We start from the raw sequence: 21,680 nt of genomic DNA on the forward strand, positions 1-21,680 counted from the left end.
AACGACCCAAGGGGCGGTGTTAGACTACCGCCCCTTTTTCATTCAGATATCCCCCGATGGGTCCCTTCGACTGGTTTCCCCAGGCACCGCTTGAACCGTTGCCCCTCGACTGGCTGAACGGGGTCGAGTTGGCCGTGCTGCGCCTGGACTGCATCGATCCACTGATCAGCGGCAACAAGTGGTTCAAGCTCACCCAGCACCTGGCCAATGCGCAACAGGCCGGTGCCGATGGGATCATCAGCCTGGGCGGCGCTCATTCCAACCATCTGCACGCGTTGGCGGCAGCCGGCAAACATTTTGATTTCCCCACCGTCGGCCTGTTGCGCGGCCACCCTCAAGACACGCCCACCATCCTTGATCTGAAAGCCTTCGGCATGCACCTGCATTGGCTGGGGTACGGCGGTTATCGTGCGCGTCACGACGCCGGTTTCTGGCGGCCATGGCGCGAACAGTATCCCCATCTTTATCCCGTGCCCGAGGGCGGCGGTGGAAGGGCCGGCGCAATGGGTTGCGGGGTGTTGGTTGAGCAGGTGCGCGCTCAACTGAACAGGCTCGGCTGGGCTGATTACGACGCGTGGTGGTTGGCGGTGGGCACCGGCACCACACTGGCCGGGTTGGCGCTGGCAGAGGCGGGCGTGCATCCGGTGTTCGGCGCCTTGGCGGTGCCAGATGATCACGGGGTTGCCCAGAACGTGCAGGCCATCGTGCAGCACGGCTATGAATTACTGGACGCGAGCCGAGGCGGCTTCGCCAAGGTCGACCCGTTATTGCTCGATTTTATCCAGGCGACGGAACAGGCAGGCGGCTTACCGTTGGAGCCGCTCTATACTGGCAAGGCCTTGCTGGCGTTGAAGCAACAGATCGAGGCCGGACGCTTCGCCCCCGGCACTCGCTTGATCTTCGTGCACACCGGCGGCCTGCAAGGCCGCCGGAGCATGGAGAGCTAGCGCTTGGGCATCATGCGTAACACGGTGTTATCGCGCATGAAGTAATGGTGATACAGGCCGGCCACGGCATGCAGGCCGATCAGCCAATAACCGACGGTGCCGCCCAGCTCGTGCCATTCTTTGATCTGTTTGGACAGGTCTTTGTTTTCGCCAATCAAGGGCGGCAACTCGATCCCGTAAAACATCACGGAATGGCCCTGGGCACTGACGATCAGCCAGCCGAAAATCGGCATGCCGATCATGAACAGGTACAGCGCCAGATGCATCAGTGTTGCCAGTGCCGATTGCCATTGCGGCGGTGCCGGCACGATCTTTGGTGCAACGCCCAAGGTGCGGGCAAACAGGCGCAGCCATACCAGCACAAACACTGTCAGGCCGAACATGTAGTGCATTTCTACAATCAGGGCCCGCCCGCCACTGCCTTTGGGAAAGATCCCGCGAAACTCAATGCAGGCGTAAACCACCGCCAGCAGCACCACCATCAACCAGTGCAGCGCAATCGACATGGTGCTGTAGCGGGTATCGGAGTTTTTCCACGGCATCGCTTGGTTCCTCACTCATCAGGGCATACTTCCGTTCTTTCGCGACGGAATCCTATAACTGTATGCCGGTTTTGAGCGGTGCGCCTGACGTAAATGCTGTTGTTTTGATCTCAATCAGTCGCTTTGCGGCATTTCACCGCGGGCCAGGCGCTGGTTGATATCGGTGATCACCGCAGGCAGGTCGTTGATGGTGTCGATCAGGTAGTGCGGTCGCGAACCCTCGAACAACTTCTCGATGCGTGTGCGCTCGCTGGCCAGGGCGGTGGCGTCCAGATCACGAAATTGCTCGTAGGTCAGGCCCAGCGCATTGCCGGAGCAGGTCAGTGCCACGGTCCACATGCCGGCGCGACGGCCTTCGAGGATGCCCGGTACGGTATCGTCGACCTTCACGCACGCCGCCACATCGTCAATGCCCAGCGCGATCACGTTGGCCAGTGCCTGGGCGGGCCACGGGCGGCCGTTGGGCACTTCGTCGGTGGCGACCACGTGGTCGGCGATGTAGCCGTTGGTGGCGGCCAGGGCGACCACCTTGTCCATCACCTGTTTGGGGTAGCCGGAGCAGGAGCCGATCTTGATGCCTTGCACACGCAGGCGGGCGATGGTGTCGAGGGCACCGGGGATCAAGGCTGAGTGCTCGGCGATTTTCTCGATCTGCAAGGGCATGAAACGCTGGTAGATCGAGGTCACGTCGTCATCGGTCGGCGTGCGGCCAAAGGCTTTGCGGTAGCGTTCGGCGACCTGCGGTTGGTCGCAGAGCGTGCGGATATGGTCCCACTTGCCCATGCCCATCGGGCCACGGGCTTCTTCGATGGAGACTTGCACGTCGAACTCGGCAAACGCCTCGACAAAGATCTGCGTGGGCGCGAAAGAGCCGAAGTCGACCACGGTGCCGGCCCAGTCGAGGATCACGGCCTGGAGGGTGTTGGGGTTTTGATAGTTCATGGTTCAAGTCCTGTGGGTAATGGGGGCAATCAGATGTCCAGCACTTCCATTTCTTGCAGCACCTGGCCGATCGCCTCGACCGCCGCTTGCATGCCCTGTGCGTCAACGTGGCCGATGCAGCCGACGCGGAAGGTTTCTACTTGGGTCAATTTGCCGGGGTAGAGAATGAAACCCTTGGCCTTGACCCGCTCGTAGAAGTCCTTGAACTGGTAGCGCGGGTCTTTTGGCGCATGGAAGGTGACGATGATCGGCGCCTGGATGGCGGCTGGCAGGAAGCTGCGCAGGCCCAGTGCGGCCATGCCGTCGAGCAGCGTCCGGCAATTGTCGGCGTAGCGTTGATGGCGTGCGGGCAGGCCGCCTTCTTCCTGGTATTGCAGCAAGGCTTCGTGCAGCGCGGCGACCACGTGGGTCGGCGGGGTGAAGCGCCATTGGCCGGTCTTGGCCATGTAGCTGTGCTGGTCGAACAAGTCCATCGCCAGGGAATGGCAGTTGCCTTGGGCGCCCGCCAGTGCCTGTTTGTCGGCGAAGACAAAGCCCATGCCCGGCACGCCTTCCAGGCACTTGCCCGAGGCGGCGATCAGCGCGTCAAACGGCACTTCGCGGGCGTCGATCGCCAGCGCGCCGAAGGAACTCATGGCGTCGATGATCAGGCGTTTATCGTGCTGTTTAACTACCTGCGCGATGTCCTGCAGCGGGTTGAGAATGCCGGTGCTGGTTTCGCAGTGGATCAACGCGACGTGAGTGATCGCCGGGTCGGCGTGCAGCAGGCGGTCGACGTCGGCGGCGGTAGTGGGTTCGTCTTCAGCGGTTTCGAAGGTGCTGAAGTCGCGGCCGAGCACTTCGCAGATCTTCGCCAGGCGCTTGCCGTAGGCGCCGTTGATCAGCACCAGTACCTTGCCGTTGCGCGGCACCAGGGTGCCAATGGCCGCTTCGACGGCAAAGGTGCCGCTGCCTTGCAGGGGCACGCAGTGGTGGCTGTCGGTGGCGTGCAGGATCGCCAGCAATTGAGTGCAGACGCTGGCGGTCAGTTGGTTGAAGCGGTCATCCCATGACCCCCAATCCACCATCATTGCCTGACGGGTGCGGTTCGAAGTGGTCAAGGGGCCAGGGGTTAGCAGGATCGGCGCGGCAGTGCTCATCTCAAGTCCTCGCAAGGTCATTGGGGGGTGAAGCTACGGCGCCTAAATTGCAGTTTGGCTTGTCATCAATCAAATTGTTTGTTGTTATGCGAGCTATCAGTGAGGCCGATAGCTATGAATTTGTTTCAACTGCGTGCATTCGATGCCGTGGCCCGCGAGGGCAGCTTTACCCGTGCCGCCGCACGGCTGTTCATCAGCCAGCCGGCGGTGACCGGGCACATCAAGGCCCTGGAAGAGCACTACCAGATCGCGCTGTTGCGCCGTACCGCCCGGCGGGTGGAATTGACCGAGGAGGGCACGCGTCTGGCCGCGATCACTCGGGCAATTTTCGGTCTGGTGGATGAAGCGCAGGCGTTGCTCGAAGCCAATCGGCAGTTGCTCAGCGGACGCCTGGAAGTGGCCGCGGACGGCCCGCATCTGGTGATGCCGATGATCGCCAGCCTGCGTGCCCGTTACCCCGGCATCACCGTGAACCTGCGTCTGGGCAATGCCCAGGAAACCCTGGCGGCGCTGCTCTCCGAGCATGCGGATGTGGCGGTGCTGACGGAGGTGGAGCCGCGCAATGGCCTGCACCTGCAGCCGTTGAGTGAGTCGCGGATTTGCGCGCTTGTCCCGGCCAGCCACCCGTGGGCGGCACTGCCCAAGGGCATTCGCCTGGAACAGCTCAACGAGGTGATCATGGTATTGCGCGAGCCCAGCTCCATCACGCGGCGAACCTTCGATGATGCGTGTGGAGCTTCGGGTGTGCAGCCCAAGGTGCTGCTGGAACTGGACAGCCGCGAGGCGGTGACCGAAGCCGTGGCGGCCGAGTTGGGCGTAGGCGTGGTGTCGTCAATGGAAGTCAGCCAGGACCCGCGTGTGCAGGCCGTGACGATTCAGGGCGATGGGTTGTTGAACCGGCATATGCTCGGCTGTATGGAGCGGCGCCGCTCGTTGCGGCTGATTCAGGCGTTCTTTGAGTTGGCGTCTTGAGTTGAAGACCGAGTCGAGGCCATCGCGGGCAAGCCCGGCTCCCACATTGGTCCGGTTACTCAGGTACTACTCGGTCAACTGTGGGAGCCGGGCTTGCCCGCGATGAGGCCCTAAAACTCAGCGCAAACTGTCCCGCACAATATCGAGAAACGTCGCCACCACCCGCCGCGAACTCTGCTCCTTGAGGCACACCAGCGTTTCCTTCATGCGCTGGCTGCAATCGCGGATCGGCAGGGCATACACCCGCGAGTCGGCGCCGAGTTCCGCTGCCGACACCACGCCCACACCAATCCCCACCACCACCGCCTCCCGCGCGGCTTCGCGGCCTTCCACCTGGATCGCCGGGCGGATGCGCAGCCCGGCCTGACGCATTTCCTGCTCCAGGGTCTGACGGGTGACCGAGCCGATTTCCCGCAGTACCAGCGGCGTGTCATCCAGGTCGGCGAGGCAGATGGATTCACGCCCGGCCCACGGGTGGTTGCGCGCCACAAAGGCGAGTAGCTGCTCATCGGGCAGTGGCAACGACAGCAGGCGTTCATCGTCGACATCGCGCCCCAGCAGGGCCAGGTCGGCCTGGTAGTTGTACAGGCGAAACAGCGATTCATCCGTGTTGCCGGTTTCGATCTTCACGCTGATCCCCGGATACAACTGGCAGAAGCGTGCGATCTGCGGCAACACGTGCACGGGCGCGTCCACGGCCAGGGTGAGGGTGCCGGTGAGCAGGGCGCGGGAGTCTTGCAACAGCTCTTCGGCTTCGGCCTCGATCACAAACAGGCGCTGGGTGATGCCGAGCAGACGCTCGCCCAGGTCGGTGAGGCGCACGGCGCGTTTGTTGCGGTGAAACAGCAGCACGCCGAAGCGTTCTTCGAGCTTGCGCACCTGGTCGGAAATCGCCGGTTGCGTCAGGAACAGGCGTTCAGCGGCCTGAGTGAAACTGCCGTGTACGGCCACGGCGTGGAAGGCTTTGAGCTGGGCGTGGGAAACCGACATCGCAGATCCTCTTACAAGCTGAGCTTATAGGTGAAATACGATAAATCGATTTTACCTATTAGTCAGCCATTGCTTTGATACGCCAACCGCCGACGGCTGAGTCCTACAACCGCGGCGTCCATGGGTTCTGGCAAACCGGACCCATCTGACCAATGCCGCGCCCTCCAGGGCTTGGCATTGCAGTGCTCAACCATAAAAACAACAGGCATTTGCTTCTAGATCCTGCCGGCACACTCACCTGAGGTCAGAACCACAATGAATATCCAAACGGGTAGCATCAAGCGTTGGCGCGTGCAGATTTTCGCCATCACCTGGCTGGCGTACGCCGCGTTCTATTTCACTCGCAAAGCGTTTTCGGTGGCCAAGCTGGGCATCGTCGATGACCCCAGTTTCCCCCTCGACAAAATGATGATGGCCAACCTTGATGGCCTGTACCTGGCGGCCTATGCCGTGGGGCAATTCACCTGGGGCATGCTGGCGGACCGCTTCGGGCCACGGGTGGTGGTGCTGGGCGGATTATTGATTTCTGCCGCAGCGGCGTTGGTGATGGGCACCTTTGCCACCTTGCCGATTTTTATCAGTTGCATGTTGATCCAGGGGCTGGCGCAGTCCACCGGCTGGTCGGGGCTGTGCAAAAACCTCGGCAGTTTCTTCCCGGCGCAGCAACGCGGGCGGGTGTTGGGGTTGTGGAGTTCGTGCTACGCCTTTGGTGGCCTGGTGGCATCGCCCTTTGCCGGCTGGTGGGCTTATACGCTGATCGGCACGTGGCATGCGGCGTTTATTTCCAGCGCGGCGGTGGTGGCGGTGGTGGCTGTGCTGTTCTTTATCTTCCAGCGCAATACACCGCAGGATGTCGGCTTGCCGGCTGTTGAGCCGGAGCCGGTCGTGGCGGCCGACACACAGCGAGTCAGCGTGCTGGAACCGCTGCGCGCGATCCTGCGTAACCGTACGGTGCTGGTCTTGGGCCTGGCGTACTTTCTGTTGAAACCGGCGCGTTACGCGATCCTGTTGTGGGGGCCGGTGATCGTTTATGAGCAAATGCCCTCGGTGGGCAAGGTGGGTGCGGCCATCGTGCCCACGGCGTTCGAGTTGGCCGGGTTGCTGGGGCCGATCATGATCGGGCTGGCGTCCGACAAACTCTTCGGCGCCCGGCGCATGCCGGCCTGTGTGCTCAGCCTGCTGGCGCTGACCGTGGCCCTGGCGTTGTTCATGGGCGCGCTGCACACCGGTAGCGTGATGCTGGTGATGGCCCTGCTGTTTGTGATGGGCCTGACGCTGTATGGGCCTGACTCGATGATCAGCAGCACGGCGGCCATCGACTTCGGCACCGCCAAGGCCGGCGCCACGGCCGCAGGCTTTGTGAACGGTTGCGGTTCGGTGGGGGCGATCCTTGGCGGCCTGCTGCCGGGCTACTTCGATACGGTCACGGTGTTTATCGTATTTGCCGGCGCGGCGTTGTTTTCTTCACTGGTGCTGATGCCTTACTGGAACGCCAGGCCCGCCGCGCTGGCGCAGGTTGGCGACTTTGTGCCCGACCGCAACGTCACGATCAAACCCTTGCGCACCTGAGGCACTTGGCCGGTTTTTTGGTGGATTAGAGTGTTTTTGCGCTATAAACTCTGCCCCCAAAGCGCCGGCCAGTAGACGTTTCGGCGCGATGGACGAAAAGAGAGTGAGTCATGGGCGCACAGTGGAAAGTCAAACATAAAGAAGCGGCATCCAATGCCAAGGGCAAGATCTTCGGCAAGCTGGTGAAAGAAATCACCATCGCCGCCCGCAACGGCGCCGACACCGCGACCAACGCCCACCTGCGTTTGGTGGTAGAACAGGCCAAAAAAGCCTCGATGCCCAAGGAGACCCTGGAACGCGCGATCAAGAAGGGCGCCGGTCTGCTCGGCGAAACCGTGCAGTACCACCGCGTGACCTACGAAGGTTTTGCCCCGCACCAGGTGCCGCTGATCGTTGAATGCGTGACCGACAACATCAACCGTACCGTGGCAGAAATCCGCGTGGCCTTCCGTAAGGGCCAACTGGGCGCTTCGGGTTCCGTGGCGTGGGACTTCAACCACGTCGGCCTGATCGAAGCCTCGCCGGACAGCCCGGACGCCGACCCGGAAATGGCCGCCATTGAAGCCGGCGCACAGGATTTTGAAGACGGCGAAGAAGAAGGCAGCACCTTGTTCATCACCGAAACCACCGATCTTGATGCGGTGCAAAAAGCACTGCCAGAGCAGGGTTTCACCGTGTTGTCGGCCAAGCTGGGCTACATCTCGAAGAACCCGGTCAGCGGTTTGACCGATGAGCAGATGGCTGAAGTCGAAGCCTTCCTGGAAGGCTTGGACAACCATGATGACGTGCAGGATATGTTCGTCGGGTTGGCTGGCTGATTTATCGCTGAATAAATGCCGGCAAAAAATGTGGGAGCTGGCTTGCCTGCGATAGCCATAGGCATCTACACAACCGGTTAACACGAAGTCTGTGGCAGGTGGGCTGTTGTGGCGAGCAGGCTTGCCCTGCGTTGGGCTGCGAAGCGGCCCCAGTAAAGGCACTGCAATTTTCCTGAAAGAACTCAGCGACTGGGTTTGGGGCTGCTTCGCAGCCCAACGCAGGCGGTGCGACGATTCGACAAGCCTGCTCGCCACAGGAGAAATTGGCTGCCTTCAAAAGTTGAGTAGATACCTATGGCTATCGCAGGCAAGCCAGTTCCCACATTGGTTTAGTGGTGTGGCAGAGCGTGCAGCAATGCTTCGATTTCTTCGAAGCTCGGGCGCGCCAATACATCGGGCTGGCAGCAGCTTTGTTGCAGCGCCACCAGTGCTTCATTATTGAAGCCTTCTTCTACCCGCTCCAACAACTCCCCCAGCAACACCCCGAATGCACGCACTTCAATGCGTTGCAACGCCCTGGTTTCCTGCGTGTCTGCCGTGACATGGAACGACGCCGCGCCAAAATCCCCAAGCAAACAATCACCCGTGGCGTTCCACAGAATATTGTGGCCGTACAGGTCGCCATGGGTAATGCCATGTCGGTGCAGATGCGCCGCCACCGAGGCGATGCCGCGTGCCATGCGCAAAGCCACTTCGGCACTGAAGCGCGTACCCGGTGCGTAGATATCGCGGGTGCATGACGCCAGGCTCGGCAAGGCCGCGAGGTTGCGGTAACTCGGGTCGATCAGGTCCATCACCAGGGCTGCCTGGTCCTCCGGGTGGCCGACCACGCGCCCCTCCACCTTGATCAGATTCGGGTGCAGCCCGGCGGCGATGCAGGCCTGCATTTCATGCAGCGGCGAGCCGTCGCTGGTGATCGTGCCTTTGTAGAGTTTGACCGCGACCGGCAACGCTGGCGGCTTCCACAACGCCTTGCGGATGATCCCCGAAGCGCCTTCGCCCAACACCTCGCCCAGTTCCAGTTCAGCCCAAGGGATATTCGGCGTTGCATCATCGCTCGCCACTTCAACGGCGATTTCCACCGGGTTACCGGCATAGGCCAGCCAGGTCAGGCTCGGCAGCGTCAGCAGCCATGGCGGCAGTTGGGTGAAGCGGTTGGAGGCGATACGCAGCAGCTCGAGGTTTTTGCAGTTGAGCAGACTATGCGGCAGGTCCGTCAGGTGGTTGCCGGCCAGCATCAGCTTTTGCAGGAGTGGGCGCTCGCCCAGCTCGCCGGGTAACTGGCTGATGCAGTTGTCGGTGAGGATCAGCCAGCGTAACTGTGGTGGCAGCGCGGCGGCGGGTACGTGGCTGATCTGGTTGGCTTTAAAGCCGATCATGCTCAGGTTGGCGCACTGGCCCAGGCAGGCGGGTAGCTCAGTGAAGGCGTTATCCGAGCAGAACAGCACGCGCAGGTGCGCCAGCCGATACAGGTCGTCGGGCAGGCTGCTCAGGGCGTTGCCGGTGAGGTTGAGGATTTCCAGGCTGTCGGCCAGCTCGAAGATTTCCGGCGGAAATTCGGTCAGCCCGCAAGACAGGTCCAGGCGTTTGATACCGGCCAATTGGCCAGCCTTGAGTTGGGCGAGGGTATTCATGAACGGCGCGGTCACTCGGCAAGGTGGGCGTGAAAGGCGCTCATGATACCGGGTCGGGCGCGGGTTGCGGGCACACCGTTTGTAATTGGTTCAGCCGGCTGGCGGTGCGGGCGAGGTCAATGGCCTGGCCTTCCAGGGCACGCGCCAGGGGTTGCTGGCCGATCAGGGTCAGGCGCTTGTCCTGGTCGTAGAGCACGTCCACCAGGTTGATAAAACGCTGTTGCACGGCGATCGGGCAGTCAGCCAGGGAGGGCAGGCCGTCGATGACCCAGTGGTCGAAATCCTCGCACAGCAACAGGTAATCCATCACGGCGGTGAGCTGTTCACACAGGTCGTTGAAGGTGAACACGATGCTGCGCGCCTGATGGCTGCGGCAGAGCAATCGGCGGTTGCCGACCTTCAGGGTTTGCGCCGCGCCAGGTGTGGCGGGCAGCCCGAGGACTTCGCGCTGGGCGGCGCTACCGGGCCATACATACTGGCCGCCGGTGAAACGCTGTTCGGCATGGGCCTGGGGCAAGCTGCGAAAATCCTCGGGCGAGCTGACTTCCAGCACCTGCATGCGCGTGGCGATCAAGTCGATCACCGGCTTGAAGCGCTGGTGGTACAGCGGGTTGGGCAGCAGGCCGTCGGGGGCGTAGTTTGAGGTCACCAGCACCAGCACGCCACGCTGGAACAAGGCCTGGAACAGGCGGCTGATGAGCATGGCATCGCCGATATCGTGGACGTGGAATTCGTCGAAACACAGCACCCGGCAATCGGCCAGCAGCTCGTCCAACGTCACGCCCAGGGCGTCGTCCTGTTCGCGGTGCTGGAACATGCCTTGGTGCAGGCGGGTGAAAAATGCATGGAAGTGCACGCGTTGCTTTTGTGCAATCGGCAGCGCCTGGAAAAACCCATCGAGCAGCCAGCTTTTGCCACGCCCCACCGGTCCGTGCAGGTACAGGCTGCGCGTCGGCTGGCCGGCGAGCAGGTGCCGGGTTTCGCGGGCGAGGGCGGTAATTGCCTGGGTTTGGCCGGCGCTGAGGGTATAGCCCTGGTCTCGGGCCTTGTTTTCAAAGAACGCCGGGATAGGCGAGGCGCCTGTCAGCGCGTTTTTTTTACCCAGCAGACGCTGAATCAGGGAAAACACAACCAATGCACGTCACTCTGTATGTCGGTGGTTGCCCACTTTAGGGCGCTCGCGTCGATTTGACCAATACAGAACGGCGCCCCCCGCTATCTCGAAAAGGCATGTAACGCCCGCCACCCGGCCCAGACTGGCAGTTTCGCCCTTTGAGGCTAACCTCTTACAGAGCAATCACCCCTGTACAAGGATTTGGGGCCGTGAAGGGACGAGGCGTTTTGGCAGTCATGGGCACGATGCTCTGCAGCACGGTTTACGCTGCGCAACTCCAGGTGGAGGTGCGCATCGACGTGCAACGGGGCTGCCAGTTGGTGGGCACCACCCGCAGTGCGGGCATCGAGCAACTTGGCGTGTTGGATTTTGGCAGCGGCCCGCGTCTGGATGACCCGGCCGGGCCTCTGAGTGCGGCGCTTATCAGCCAGCGCCAACCGCGCCTGGAGTGCAACCCCGACACCCCTTACCAGCTGCGCGTTGACGGCGGCCTGCATGGCGGCAGCGGCGAAGTGCGCTACCTGAGTGCTGCGACGCCCTCGAGCAAACCGATTCCCTATCGTATCTATGCCGATGCCGCGCGGCGTATCGCCTTGCCGGTCAATGAACCGCTGAGCGGGCGTGTGCCCGACTCCGGCAGTGTCGACCTGCCGCTGTATGGGCGCATTGAGCCGCTCAAGGACATCCCGGCGGTCGGTCGCTACACCGACCTGCTCAAGGTCACCGTCACATGGTAAGCCGCAGCTTGGCCCTGGCGGCCATGGGCGGCCTGTTGCTGCTGGCCGATGACGCCCAAGCGGCGGTCGCCGGGCAGATCCACGCTCGGCTGGTCATCACCGCCAGTTGCCAGGTGAGCAAAGACATCGAGAGCGCGCCGGTGAGCCCCGCCGGCGGTAGTGCGCTACTGGATTTCGGCACCCAGGGGCCTACATGGAGCCACCCGTTGGATGCGGGTGTTACCGATGGCAGCAAGGCGCCGCTGTCGGTGTCCTGCAACCCCTCGGTGGTCAGCAGCTTCACCGTGACCATCGACGGCGGCGCCCATGGTGATGGCACCACAAGGCGCCTGAGTAACGGGCGCCAGACCATCCCCTATCAACTGTCGGCTGACCCGCTCGGCCGGCGCAGCTACAGCATTGGCGAGCAACGCAATTTCGTCGTGACCAAGGGCACACAAGTACCGATCCCGGTATTCGGCTCGGTGGTGGCGAATACCAGGGCCTTACCGGCCGGCATCTACACAGACACCCTGACGGTGACTCTGGATTGGTAAACGATGAGGATGGACATCATGCATGCACTTATAGCAAAGGCGGTTTTTCCATTGATGGCGTTGGCGTGGGTGTCGGGCGCACAGGCGGCGACGGTGGCCGGTACGGTCAGCGCCACCCTGGTGCTCACCAGCAGCTGCCAGGTCAACGGCGCCGCAGCCACCGGCGGGATGAGCTTCGGTAACTTGAACTTCGGTACCGCCAACAGCCTGTTCACCGAAGCCGACGGCCAGGTGCTGGGCGGCGGTGGCGGGGCGTTGTCGATCCTGTGTTCGGCGGGTACTTCACCGACGTTGACGGTGTCTGCCGGTGCCCACGACGGCCAGTCCGTGGGCGGTGGTCGCGCGCTGTATGACGGGGTGGCCAATTACGTGCCGTATGACCTCTACACCGACAGCGGCCACTCGACGCTGCTGGCCATCGGCGGGGTGATCAACCTGGCGCCGAGCACTGGCGTGGCCCAGGCCGTGAATATCTACGGCAAGGCCAATGGCAAGGCGGGCTTACCGGCCGGTACTTACACCGACACGGTTAACGTGACCCTGACGTTCTAAGTGCCATGGGCCGGGCAGGGTGTGCGGCGTTGGCGGTGTGCATCGGCTGGGGAATGCCGCTGTCGCTGTTGGCGGTGACCAGCCAGTCGTTCCAGGTCAGCGCGACGATCACGCCAGGTTGCCTGGTGGTCGGCGGCGGTACCAATTACGGCAGCCTGGCGTTCGGCACCTATTCGGCGTTGGCCACCAGCACGGCGTCTGTCGCGCTGACGGGCGGCGTGACCCTGCAATGCACGCCGGGGGTGGCGCTGAGCATGAGTGTCGATGGCGGGTTGCATAACAACAGCGGACGGCGGATGCAGCTCAATAGCGGCACCGCCCAGGTGGTTTATCAGTTGTTTCGGGACGCGGCGTTCAGCCAGAGCCTGGGGATCAGCCAAAGCGTGAGCGTGGCCTACAGCGATGCCAACAACATCACCTTGCCGATTTATGGGCGAGTGCAATTACCGGGTAACCAGCCTGGGGGGACGTACAGCGACACGTTGCAGGTGCAGCTGTCGTGGTAAGGCGATCGGTATAAGGAGTGAGATCTATGTGTGCAGCTTCCCGGCACGGGTGGGCAGCGGGTTTGAGCGGGTTGTTGATGTTGGTGGCGGGGCAGGCCCAGGCGGCCAGCTCGGTGCTGATCTGGCCGATTGACCCGGTGCTGGAAGCCGATCAACAGGCCAGCGCGCTGTGGCTGGAGAACCGCGGCACCGAGACCGCCAACCTGCAGATCCGCGTGTTTGCCTGGACCCAGAGCGGTTTTGATGAGCAATACCATAACCAGCGCGATGTGATTGGCAGCCCGCCGGTGGCGAAAATCGAGCCTGGGCAAAAGCAATTGGTGCGCCTGACCCGAACCAAAGAAGTGCCGCCCGGCCAGGAGCTGGCCTATCGCATCATCATCGATGAGATCCCTTCGGCCACACCACCGCCGGCTCCGGCGGATGGCAAGACCGCCGCTGCTATCCGCTTCCAGATGCGTTATTCGGTGCCATTGTTTGCCTACGGTCCAGGCCTGTGGAGCAAGGTCGACGGCACCCGTGACCGTGACCCGAAAACCGCCGGCAAGCCGGATTTAAGCTGGAAAAAAGTCACCGTGGGCGGGCGCAACTACGTCGAGATGCGCAACCAGGGCGCCGTGCATGCGCGCCTCACCGATGCCACCTTCAAGCAGGGCGGCCAGCCGCGGCCCTTGGTAGAGGGCTTGATGGGCTATGTGCTGCCGGGCGCGACCATGCGCTGGCCGGTGCCGGATGGTTTGCCGGCCGATCAGCCGCTGCAGGTGCGCATCAATGGGGCAACGCAAGTGGAGAATCTCGTGCCAGGACGCTAACTCAGTGTGGCAGGGCATGGAGTAGGCCCTGGTGTTAACAACGGATGGAGATGTCCATTGATGGGCACAAAGCCTTGGTGAGCCAGGATCGGGCTCGATGTCTATGGCGATCGGTGTGGGTGGTGGGCGGCTTGTCTGGCTGGGTGCTGGCGCCGCCGGGCTTCGCTGCGCCGTTGCCGCCCCCGCCCAGCAGTATGGAGGCTGTTGCCGATGCGCAGTTGTTCCTGGAACTGGTGGTCAACCAGATGGACACCGGCCGTGTGGTCGCCGTCAATCAGCGTGCCGGGCAGTTGTTTTTGCCTGCGTCGGTGTTGCAGGAAGTCGGTGTGAAGCTGCCTGGTGCCGTGCCTGGCGAAGTCGCGCTGGAAAGCTTTCCTGGCCTGCACACCGATTACGACAGCCAGGGCCAGCGCCTGGTACTGAGCGTGCCGCCGGCCTGGCTGCCGGAGCAATTTATCGGCAGCCGCAACAACTACCCACGCACCCAGGCGCTGACCAGCTTCGGCGCGTTGCTCAACTATGACGCCTACCTGAACAACACGGACGATGCGGGCACCTACCTCGGTATCTTCAACGAAGTGCGGCTATTCGATACCTGGGGCACGTTGTCCAACACCGGCCAATACCGCACCACCATTGGCCGGGAAACCGCTGGCAGCTCGCTCGACAACGGCTATCGGCGCTATGACACCACGTGGCGGTTCTCCGACGATGAGCGCCTGTTGACCTATGAAGCCGGCGATGTGATCAGCGGCGCCTTGCCCTGGAGTACCTCGGTGCGCCTGGGCGGTGTGCAGCTGTCGCGGGACTTTGGCGTGCGCCCGGACCTGGTCACCTACCCGCTGCCGCAGTTTGCCGGGGAGGCGGCGGTGCCGTCTTCGGTGGACCTGTTTATCAATGGCTATAAATCCAGCAGTGCTGATCTGCAGCCGGGGCCGTACACCCTCACCAACGTGCCGTTTATCAACGGCGCCGGCGAGGCGGTGGTGGTCACCACCGATGCGCTGGGCCGGCAGGTGTCGACCACGGTGCCGTTCTATGTCACCAGTACCTTGCTGCAAAAGGGCTTGTCGGACTTCTCGGTGGCGGCGGGTAATTTGCGCCGCGACTACACCATACGGGACTTTGGCTATGGCCCTGGCGTGGCCAGCGGCACCTTTCGCTACGGCATCTCGGATGCATTTACCCTCGAAAGCCATGCCGAAGCCTCCAGTGACCTGTCCCTGGGCGGTGTCGGCGGCAACCTGCGGGTCGGTAACTTCGGCGTGCTCAATACCGCCGTCAGTCAAAGCCAGTACGACGGCAGGACCGGCCAGCAACTGAGCCTGGGCTACCAATACAGCAACCAGCGCTACAGCCTCTCGTATCAACGGGTCGAGCGCCGTGAGCAATACGCCGACTTGAGCCTGATCGACACGCCTTACGCCAGCCTCAGCAAGCGCAGCCAGCAGGCGACCTTGAGCCTGAACCTGAACAATTTTGGCAGCCTGGGCGTCGGCTATTTCGATGTGCAGGCGGCGGATGATTCGCGCACCCGCCTGGTGAACCTGACCTGGAGCAAGCCGTTGTGGCGCAACAGCAGTTTTTACCTGTCGGCCAACCATGAAGTGGGTGATAGCAGTTGGGCGGTGCAGGCGCAGGTGGTGGTGCCGTTCGACGTCTACGGCAGCCTCAGCGTGGGCACCGAGCGCAGTAAAACCGGCGCGAGCCAGCAGCGCGTCAACTACAGCCGAGCAGTGCCGGCCGAAGGCGGCGTGGGCTTCAACCTGGGTTACGCCAGCGGTGATGGGCCGGCTTATCGCCAGGCTGACCTGACCTGGCGCCTGCAGTCGGTGCAGTTGCAGGCCGGCGTGTACGGCAGCAGCGACGCGGAAACTCGGTGGGCGGACGCCAGTGGCTCGTTGGTGTGGATGGACAATCAAATGTTTGCCGCCAACCGCGTCAACGATGCGTTTGTGGTGGTAAGCACCGATGGGGTCAGTGGTGTACCGGTGCGCTACGAGAACCAGGTGGTGGGCGAAACCGACCGCAACGGGCACTTGCTGGTGCCGTGGACCAGTGCTTATTACCGCGCCAAATATGAGATCGACCCACTGAACCTGCCATCGAACGTGCAGGTGCCCAACGTCGAGCAACGGGTGGCCGTGCGCCGTGGCAGTGGCTACTTGCTGGAATTCCCGGTGCGCCAGGTGATCGCGGCGAGCATCACCTTGGTCGACGCCCAGCACCAGGACTTGCCACTGGGCAGCCAGGTGCGACACGAGCAAAGCGGCGCGCAGGCGGTGGTGGGGTGGGACGGCCTGGTGTACCTGGAGAACCTGGCCGCCCATAACACCTTGCAAGTCACCTTGGGTGACGGCCAGACCTGCCAGGCAATGTTCGAGCTGGATACCACCCAGGCCCAGGTGCCACTGATCGGGCCACTGGTGTGCCAATGACATAAGGAGTGTGCGTGTGCGGGTCAAGGAATGGCTGTTGCGGTGCCTGTTGCTGGCAAGCCTGGGCGTGTCGGCGCAGGTGCAGGCCGTGTGCTCGGTGGTGGCCAGCGTACCGGCCAGCTTTGGCACGACGGTGAGTTCGATGACCGTGCGCACCACCTCTCAGCCCAGTTCGACCACCAATGCCGGCTTCAGCTGCACGCCGGCGCTATTGTCGGTGTTGGCCTCCAATGACCATTTTTACGCGACCGTCAGTGGTTCGCCCCAAGGTGGCCTGGTGGGGCCGACCGGTGATGTCATCAACTATACGATCTATGCCAACAACACCACGGCGTTCCCGATGACACGCGGCACCGCGTTCGATTTTGGCGGCAGTGGCGGCATTGCCGCCTCCCTTGGCCTGGTGTTCGGGCCGGGCACCAAAGTCGTGCCGCTGTACTTCGCCACCACCCTTGGCAGCAACGTGGCGTCGGGGGTGTACAGCGAAACCCTGAGTATTTTCTGGAACTGGAACTATTGCTCGGGCATTGGTATTGCTGGGGCCTGTCTGGGCCGTGAGATCAACAACGGCACCACGACCTTGAACGTCAGCATGACGGTGGTCAACGACTGCCAGATCACCACGCCGCCGATTGCGTTCGGCAGTGCGCCGGTGGTCAGCGCCTTCGCCACCGTCAACGGCCAGGCCAGTGTGGCCTGCACCAAGGGCAGTGCCTACACCGTCGGCCTCAGTGATGGGCAGAACCCGGTGAGCGTGGGCGGACGGCGGCGGATGATTTCCGGCGGTAACTTCCTGGCCTACGACATCTTCATGAGTGCCGGCACCACGCGCTGGGGCAGTGTGGGCGCCGCGCGGCGGGCCAGTTCCTCGGCCGAGATCAACCCCGGCAACGGCCTGGGCACCGGCAGCCAAGTGTTCAACTACAACGCCAAGATCTACACTGACCAAGCCACGCCGCCGGGCGGCACCTACATTGATAATGTGGTGCTGGATGTGGGCTTTTAACGCCGCGTCCGTTGAAGGTCCACGCGGTCAAAATGTGGGGGCTTGCCCGCTCCACAAAAGCCGGTCTTGATCCTCTAGAACTTGAGCAAGTGCGTAGCTGCCTGATCCACCGGGCTGACCATCGCATAGTTGTACCCGCCACCGGACCAGTAATCGGCCTGCAACCCATCGGCGCTGCGGCTGCCGCGCGGCAAAAAGCCGTTTTCCGGTCCCGGTGGGCGGATGTAAAAGCTGATGCGATGGCCTTGCTGATCCTCGTACAACACCATCGCCGCCGCACCTTGCTCAGTGGTGAGCAGGCGTCCGCTCACGGGCTTGAAACCGGCCTGGCTCAAATCGGGCAGGCGATGGGCCTGGTTGAAATAGCGATCCAGCCAGGCTTGCATAGTGCCGCCATCTTCGGTGCTGAAATCGGCGGGCATGATGCCGTCCTGGGCAAACAGGCGAAACGCCTGCATGGCGTCGGCCATCGGCAACATCGATGGTTGGGTCGCTTCGCGCGCGTGCCAACCGCCAAGTCCGCCGAGGCAGACTGCGATCAGCAGCACGGCGGCGCTGGCCAGGTGGCGGCGCGATTGATGCCGAATGCGTTGGCGAATCAGTGCCGGGTCGAGGTCGGGGTTGGCCGGTTGCTGCAAGGTTCCGCTCAAGGCGGCGCGCAGGGCTTGTGCATCCTGTTGCCAGGCATGTACCTGGGCGGCCCTTTCAGGGTGGGCAGCCAACCAGGTTTCAAGCACACGGCGGTCGCTCTCGGGCAGTTGGTGATCGACGTAGGCATGCAAATCGCGTTCGCTGGGGGGCAGGCTGATCATTTGAGTATCCGCAGGGCAGGGCTGGTAATTTCGCCTTCGCTGAGTTGACGCAAGGCCTGGCGCGCACGGGACAGGCGCGACATCACGGTGCCTACCGGTACCGCCAGGATCTCGGCGACTTCCTTGTAACTTAACCCTTCGACCGACACCCACAGCAGCAGTGCACGTTGCTCGGTGTTGAGTTGGTCGAAGGCGTGCAGGGTCGATTGGGCCATCACTGTGCGCTCCACCGAGGGTTGTGCATCGTCACGGCCGGTGAAGAATTCGAGCATGCGTGCATAACGGCGGCTGCGCCGGTGGGCGTCGAGGAACTGGCGGTAGAGGATCGAGAACAGCCAGGCGCGCAGGTCGCCTTCCAGGCGTTTGTCGGCCCAGCTGATGATCGCCCGCTCGAGCGTGGACTGCACCAGGTCGTCGGCGCTGCTGGCGTTACGCGTCAGGGACACGGCAAAACGTCGCAGCCTGGGGATGAGTTCACGTAACGGTTCGTCGAGTTCGTGCATGGGCGTGGGTTCTGGTCAATTGTGCAGAGGAAGACGCCGGCCGACGTAGGTTATTCCATCAATAACTATAGGAAGATTGCGCTCTTTTGTAGGGGATATCTGCAATGCACTCGGGCCTGTAATACCGCTCCCACACCTCAATCAACCCTCGTAACAACCGCGAACAATTTCTGCGGTTAATTGATGAGGGTGCAGGCATGACCATTTCTCCGACCGATAAACAGTTTTATCGCCGCCCCGCGCTGGCTCACTTACCTGCCGCGCAGCGGATCGTGTTTGAACAATGGGGGGGCGGGCCATCGGCCAAGCCGGGCCACGACCGCGTACACCAGGCCATCGAGGTGCAAGCGGCGTTGACGCCACAAGCGATTGCGGCGGTGTGGGCGGGACAGCGTATCAGTTATGAACAACTCAACCGTCAAGCCAATCGATTGGCCGTGCGCCTGATTGATCTGGGCGTGAAGCGCGGCGACACAGTGGGGCTGTTTGTCGAGCGTTCGATTCCCATGCTGGTAGGGCTTCTGGCGGTGTTGAAGGTGGGCGCTGCGTATGTGCCTCAAGACGCCAGAATCGTGCCGACGCTGCAATTGGGCATGGTGCTGGAGTCGTTGACCAGTCCGGTGATTATGACCTTGTCGAACCTGGCCGATCGCCTGCCGGCCGATGCGACGCAGCGCAGTGTATGCCTGGACACGTTCCTGGCCGAAGAGCCCTGGGTCGCCGAGGACAACACTCAGGTGTTCGCCGCTGCCGACACCGATGACCTGTGTTTCGTGCTGTTCACCTCTGGCACGACCGGGCGGCCCAACGGTGTGTGTGTCAGCCACCGCAACGTGTGCAATATCTTGCTCACGCAGCCGGGGCAGATGGGCATGGCGCCGGGTCGTAACGTGGGGCAAATCCTCAATATCGGCTTTGATATGGCCGCCTGGGAAATCCTCGGTTGCTTGGCCCATGGGGCGACCTTGCTGATTCGTGATAAAGACATTGCGCAAACCGCTGCGCAATGCCACGTGCTGATCGCCACCCCCTCGATACTGGCGAACCTTGACCCGGCGCAGTGTCCTGACCTGAAGGTGGTTGCGGTGGCAGGTGAGCCCTGTTCTCAAGCGCTGGCCGAGCGTTGGGCCGAACATTGCACGTTCTACAACGGCTGCGGGCCTACCGAAACCACCATCGTCAACACGTTGCACCGGCATGTGCCCGGCACGTTGTTGACCATCGGCAAACCGACTCCGAATAACACCGTGTATGTCCTCGACGAACACGGTCGCGCCTGTGAACTGGGTGAGATCGGTGAAATGTGGGCCGGCGGCGTCGGGGTAACGGCCGGTTACCTGAACAATACCGAGCTGACCCAGGAGCGCTATCGCCCGGACCCTTTTATGGGCGGTGACGCAATGATGTTTCGCACGCGGGACCTGGGGCGCTGGACGGCAGACGGTCAACTGGAACACTTGGGGCGCGTCGATGATCAGGTGAAGGTGCGTGGCTTTCGTGTGGAACTGGACGCTGTGTCTACGGCCCTGGAGGCGGGCGATGGCTGCATGCGGGCGGTCACTTTGAAGCTGGACAGCCGTAACCTGGTGGCTTTCGTCTCGCCCGTCAGTGCCGACGTCGAGTCGTGCCGAGCCCGCTGCCAGGAGCGCCTGGCCTACTACTGCGTGCCGACATCCATCTACGCGGTGGAGGCTTTTCCGCTGACCGCCAGGGGCAAAATCGACAAGGCCTTGCTGCTGCAACAGGCATTCGCGGCCGAGGTGGCTCGCCATGCTTGATGCACTGACCCGTGCCGTTGTACCACCCAAACCGGCGTTGTGGCGTCGCTGGACTGCACTGCCGGTGTTTTCCTACTACAACCGCCTGGTGGCACTGGTGTTGTTGGTTAATGCCGTGTTTGTACTGTTGGCGGTCGATTTTGCTGCCATTACGGTTGAAAGGCTTTCGGACATGGTGCTGATCAACCTGTCGCTGGCCATCCTGATTCGTCAGCATTACCTGATCAATGCACTGTTCTGGCTGGCAACCCGTGTGCCAGTCACCTGGCCGTTGCGTGTGCGGCGCAGCGCGGCCAAGGTTTACCACTTCGGCGGGCTGCACAGTGGCGCGGCCCTGGCGGCGACCGCGTGGTTTATAGCGATGGTCGGCGTTCAGGTTGCACGCTATCTGCGCCAGCCCGATAGCGTGTCGTCAGCCTGGTTGTGGCTCACGGGTGTGTTGCTCGGGCTGTTGCTGTTGATGGTGAGCATGGCGCAGCCGTGGATTCGCAGCCGATTCCATAATGGCTTCGAGCGGGTCCATCGGTTTGCCGGCTGGAGCGCGCTGCTACTGTTCTGGGCGTTGACGTTACTGGCGTCCAGCGAGACTTCGACCAGCTTATTACACAGTGGATCATTCTGGATGCTGGTGCTGCTGACGTTGAGTATTGCCCTGCCATGGTTGCGTCTGCGCAAGGTCGCCGTTGAACATACACGGCCTTCCGGGCATGCGGTGATTACGCGCTTCAAGCACACCACGCCGTTCGCCGGTTCATCCACTGCGATCAGCCGCAACCCTCTGCTGGAGTGGCATTCGTTTGCCAATATTCCTGCACCAGAGGCGGCGGGGTTTCGCCTGATCATATCGCGTGCGGGCGATTGGACTGGGCGCTTCATCGAAGACCTGCCCAGCCACGTGTGGGTCAAAGGCATCACCACGGCGGGCGTGGCTAATGTGGAAACCCTGTTCAAGTCAGTGGTGTATATCGCCACCGGCAGTGGGATCGGCCCGGTCATGCCGCATTTGCTGGCCGCCCAAGTGCCGATCCAGTTGATCTGGTCTACCCGCAGCCCGCGCAAAACGTATGGCGATGAACTGGTGGACGAAATCCTGCGTGCTCAGCCCGGGGCATTGATCTGGGACACCGATGAGCGTGGTAAACCGGACTTGGTGCAATTGGCCTACGGCGCGGTGCAAACCTTCGGTGCAGAAGCGGTGATCTGTATCGCCAACCAGGCGTTGACCGAGCGCGTGGTGCATGAAATGGAAGCCCGTGGCATACCGGCTTATGGCGCGATCTGGGATTCCTGAAACCGCGGCATTGAGGCACAACATTAATCAGCAGAGGTTTTT

Annotated in this window: 21 protein-coding genes; 13 read left to right on the forward strand and 8 right to left on the reverse strand. The window is 62.3% G+C overall.

The window, feature by feature from the left end; all coding sequences use genetic code 11:
- The first annotated feature begins 56 nt into the window (after positions 1-56).
- Positions 57-947 carry a 1-aminocyclopropane-1-carboxylate deaminase/D-cysteine desulfhydrase gene (locus GIW48_RS16780; RefSeq protein WP_236461652.1) on the forward strand — a complete coding sequence of 297 codons (891 nt, stop codon included), beginning with the start codon at positions 57-59 and terminating at the stop codon, positions 945-947.
- Here the strand turns inward: GIW48_RS16780 and GIW48_RS16785 are convergent.
- From GIW48_RS16785 to GIW48_RS16795, 3 genes are all read right to left on the reverse strand, one after another.
- Positions 944-1,489 carry a cytochrome b gene (locus GIW48_RS16785; protein WP_017136480.1) on the reverse strand — a complete coding sequence of 182 codons (546 nt, stop codon included), beginning with the start codon at positions 1,487-1,489 and terminating at the stop codon, positions 944-946. The genes GIW48_RS16780 and GIW48_RS16785 overlap by 4 nt on opposite strands.
- 114 nt (positions 1,490-1,603) lie before the next feature.
- Positions 1,604-2,431, reverse strand: coding sequence for a phosphonoacetaldehyde hydrolase (phnX, locus tag GIW48_RS16790; RefSeq protein WP_099550031.1), 828 nt, complete (start codon positions 2,429-2,431; stop codon positions 1,604-1,606).
- Between the two features lie 29 nt (positions 2,432-2,460).
- Positions 2,461-3,570: a 2-aminoethylphosphonate--pyruvate transaminase gene (locus GIW48_RS16795; RefSeq protein WP_236461655.1), complete on the reverse strand. Its 1,110-nt coding sequence runs from the start codon at positions 3,568-3,570 to the stop codon at positions 2,461-2,463.
- 114 nt (positions 3,571-3,684) lie between these two features.
- Here GIW48_RS16795 and GIW48_RS16800 point away from each other — a divergent pair, with 114 nt between their 5' ends.
- On the forward strand, positions 3,685-4,542 hold the full coding sequence (locus GIW48_RS16800; protein ID WP_236461658.1) for a LysR substrate-binding domain-containing protein: 858 nt from the start codon (positions 3,685-3,687) through the stop codon (positions 4,540-4,542).
- Positions 4,543-4,659: 117 nt separating this feature from the next.
- Here GIW48_RS16800 and GIW48_RS16805 read toward each other — a convergent pair whose 3' ends face one another.
- Positions 4,660-5,532 carry a LysR substrate-binding domain-containing protein gene (locus GIW48_RS16805; RefSeq protein ID WP_017136484.1) on the reverse strand — a complete coding sequence of 291 codons (873 nt, stop codon included), beginning with the start codon at positions 5,530-5,532 and terminating at the stop codon, positions 4,660-4,662.
- Positions 5,533-5,787: 255 nt separating this feature from the next.
- Between GIW48_RS16805 and GIW48_RS16810 the strand changes: the two genes are divergently transcribed.
- Together GIW48_RS16810 and GIW48_RS16815 are read left to right on the forward strand one after the other, a co-directional pair.
- On the forward strand, positions 5,788-7,101 hold the full coding sequence (locus GIW48_RS16810) for an MFS transporter (protein WP_017136485.1): 1,314 nt from the start codon (positions 5,788-5,790) through the stop codon (positions 7,099-7,101).
- Between the two features lie 110 nt (positions 7,102-7,211).
- Positions 7,212-7,919, forward strand: a complete 708-nt coding sequence (locus tag GIW48_RS16815; RefSeq protein WP_056858461.1) for a YebC/PmpR family DNA-binding transcriptional regulator — start codon at positions 7,212-7,214, stop codon at positions 7,917-7,919.
- Between the two features lie 329 nt (positions 7,920-8,248).
- Here the strand turns inward: GIW48_RS16815 and GIW48_RS16820 are convergent, their stop codons facing one another.
- Positions 8,249-9,553: a protein kinase gene (locus GIW48_RS16820; RefSeq protein WP_236462605.1), complete on the reverse strand. Its 1,305-nt coding sequence runs from the start codon at positions 9,551-9,553 to the stop codon at positions 8,249-8,251.
- 40 nt (positions 9,554-9,593) lie between these two features.
- Positions 9,594-10,688, reverse strand: coding sequence for a cell division protein ZapE (gene zapE, locus GIW48_RS16825; protein WP_138452058.1), 1,095 nt, complete (start codon positions 10,686-10,688; stop codon positions 9,594-9,596).
- A gap of 215 nt (positions 10,689-10,903) precedes the next feature.
- Between zapE and GIW48_RS16830 the strand changes: the two genes are divergently transcribed.
- From GIW48_RS16830 to GIW48_RS16860, 7 genes are read left to right on the forward strand one after another with little or no spacing between them, the layout of a single operon-like run.
- Positions 10,904-11,404, forward strand: coding sequence for a spore coat protein U domain-containing protein (locus tag GIW48_RS16830; protein ID WP_017136489.1), 501 nt, complete (start codon positions 10,904-10,906; stop codon positions 11,402-11,404).
- Positions 11,398-11,940 (forward strand): Csu type fimbrial protein, encoded by a 543-nt coding sequence (locus GIW48_RS16835; RefSeq protein ID WP_236462602.1) that lies wholly within the window; start codon positions 11,398-11,400, stop codon positions 11,938-11,940. Before GIW48_RS16830 ends, GIW48_RS16835 begins: the two co-directional genes overlap by 7 nt.
- A gap of 18 nt (positions 11,941-11,958) precedes the next feature.
- Positions 11,959-12,492: a Csu type fimbrial protein gene (locus GIW48_RS16840; RefSeq protein WP_026013648.1), complete on the forward strand. Its 534-nt coding sequence runs from the start codon at positions 11,959-11,961 to the stop codon at positions 12,490-12,492.
- A 5-nt stretch (positions 12,493-12,497) separates the two neighbouring features.
- Entirely contained in the window at positions 12,498-12,998 is a 501-nt protein-coding gene (locus GIW48_RS16845; RefSeq protein WP_026013649.1) for a Csu type fimbrial protein, read from the forward strand.
- A gap of 26 nt (positions 12,999-13,024) precedes the next feature.
- Positions 13,025-13,810 carry a fimbrial biogenesis chaperone gene (locus GIW48_RS16850; RefSeq protein ID WP_236462598.1) on the forward strand — a complete coding sequence of 262 codons (786 nt, stop codon included), beginning with the start codon at positions 13,025-13,027 and terminating at the stop codon, positions 13,808-13,810.
- A 44-nt stretch (positions 13,811-13,854) separates the two neighbouring features.
- Positions 13,855-16,248: a fimbria/pilus outer membrane usher protein gene (locus GIW48_RS16855; RefSeq protein ID WP_032865533.1), complete on the forward strand. Its 2,394-nt coding sequence runs from the start codon at positions 13,855-13,857 to the stop codon at positions 16,246-16,248.
- A gap of 16 nt (positions 16,249-16,264) precedes the next feature.
- A complete protein-coding gene (locus tag GIW48_RS16860; protein ID WP_138452054.1) occupies positions 16,265-17,254 on the forward strand; it encodes a Csu type fimbrial protein in 990 nt (329 codons plus the stop codon).
- 74 nt (positions 17,255-17,328) lie between these two features.
- Here the strand turns inward: GIW48_RS16860 and GIW48_RS16865 are convergent, their stop codons facing one another.
- Together GIW48_RS16865 and GIW48_RS16870 are read right to left on the reverse strand one after the other, a co-directional pair.
- Entirely contained in the window at positions 17,329-18,066 is a 738-nt protein-coding gene (locus GIW48_RS16865) for an anti-sigma factor family protein (RefSeq protein WP_236462594.1), read from the reverse strand.
- Positions 18,063-18,569: a sigma-70 family RNA polymerase sigma factor gene (locus GIW48_RS16870; RefSeq protein ID WP_058420922.1), complete on the reverse strand. Its 507-nt coding sequence runs from the start codon at positions 18,567-18,569 to the stop codon at positions 18,063-18,065. The genes GIW48_RS16865 and GIW48_RS16870 overlap by 4 nt, the downstream gene beginning before the upstream one ends.
- 197 nt (positions 18,570-18,766) lie before the next feature.
- On the opposite strand from GIW48_RS16870, the gene GIW48_RS16875 reads away from it, so the two are divergent.
- Together GIW48_RS16875 and GIW48_RS16880 are read left to right on the forward strand one after the other, a co-directional pair.
- Positions 18,767-20,347, forward strand: a complete 1,581-nt coding sequence (locus tag GIW48_RS16875; RefSeq protein WP_017136498.1) for an amino acid adenylation domain-containing protein — start codon at positions 18,767-18,769, stop codon at positions 20,345-20,347.
- Positions 20,340-21,638 (forward strand): hypothetical protein, encoded by a 1,299-nt coding sequence (locus GIW48_RS16880; protein WP_236462591.1) that lies wholly within the window; start codon positions 20,340-20,342, stop codon positions 21,636-21,638. The genes GIW48_RS16875 and GIW48_RS16880 overlap by 8 nt, the downstream gene beginning before the upstream one ends.
- Positions 21,639-21,680 lie beyond the last annotated feature (42 nt).

This window comes from Pseudomonas sp. PA-6-3C, assembly GCF_021605825.1.
In the GTDB taxonomy this organism is placed as follows: Bacteria; Pseudomonadota; Gammaproteobacteria; order Pseudomonadales; family Pseudomonadaceae; genus Aquipseudomonas; species Aquipseudomonas edaphica.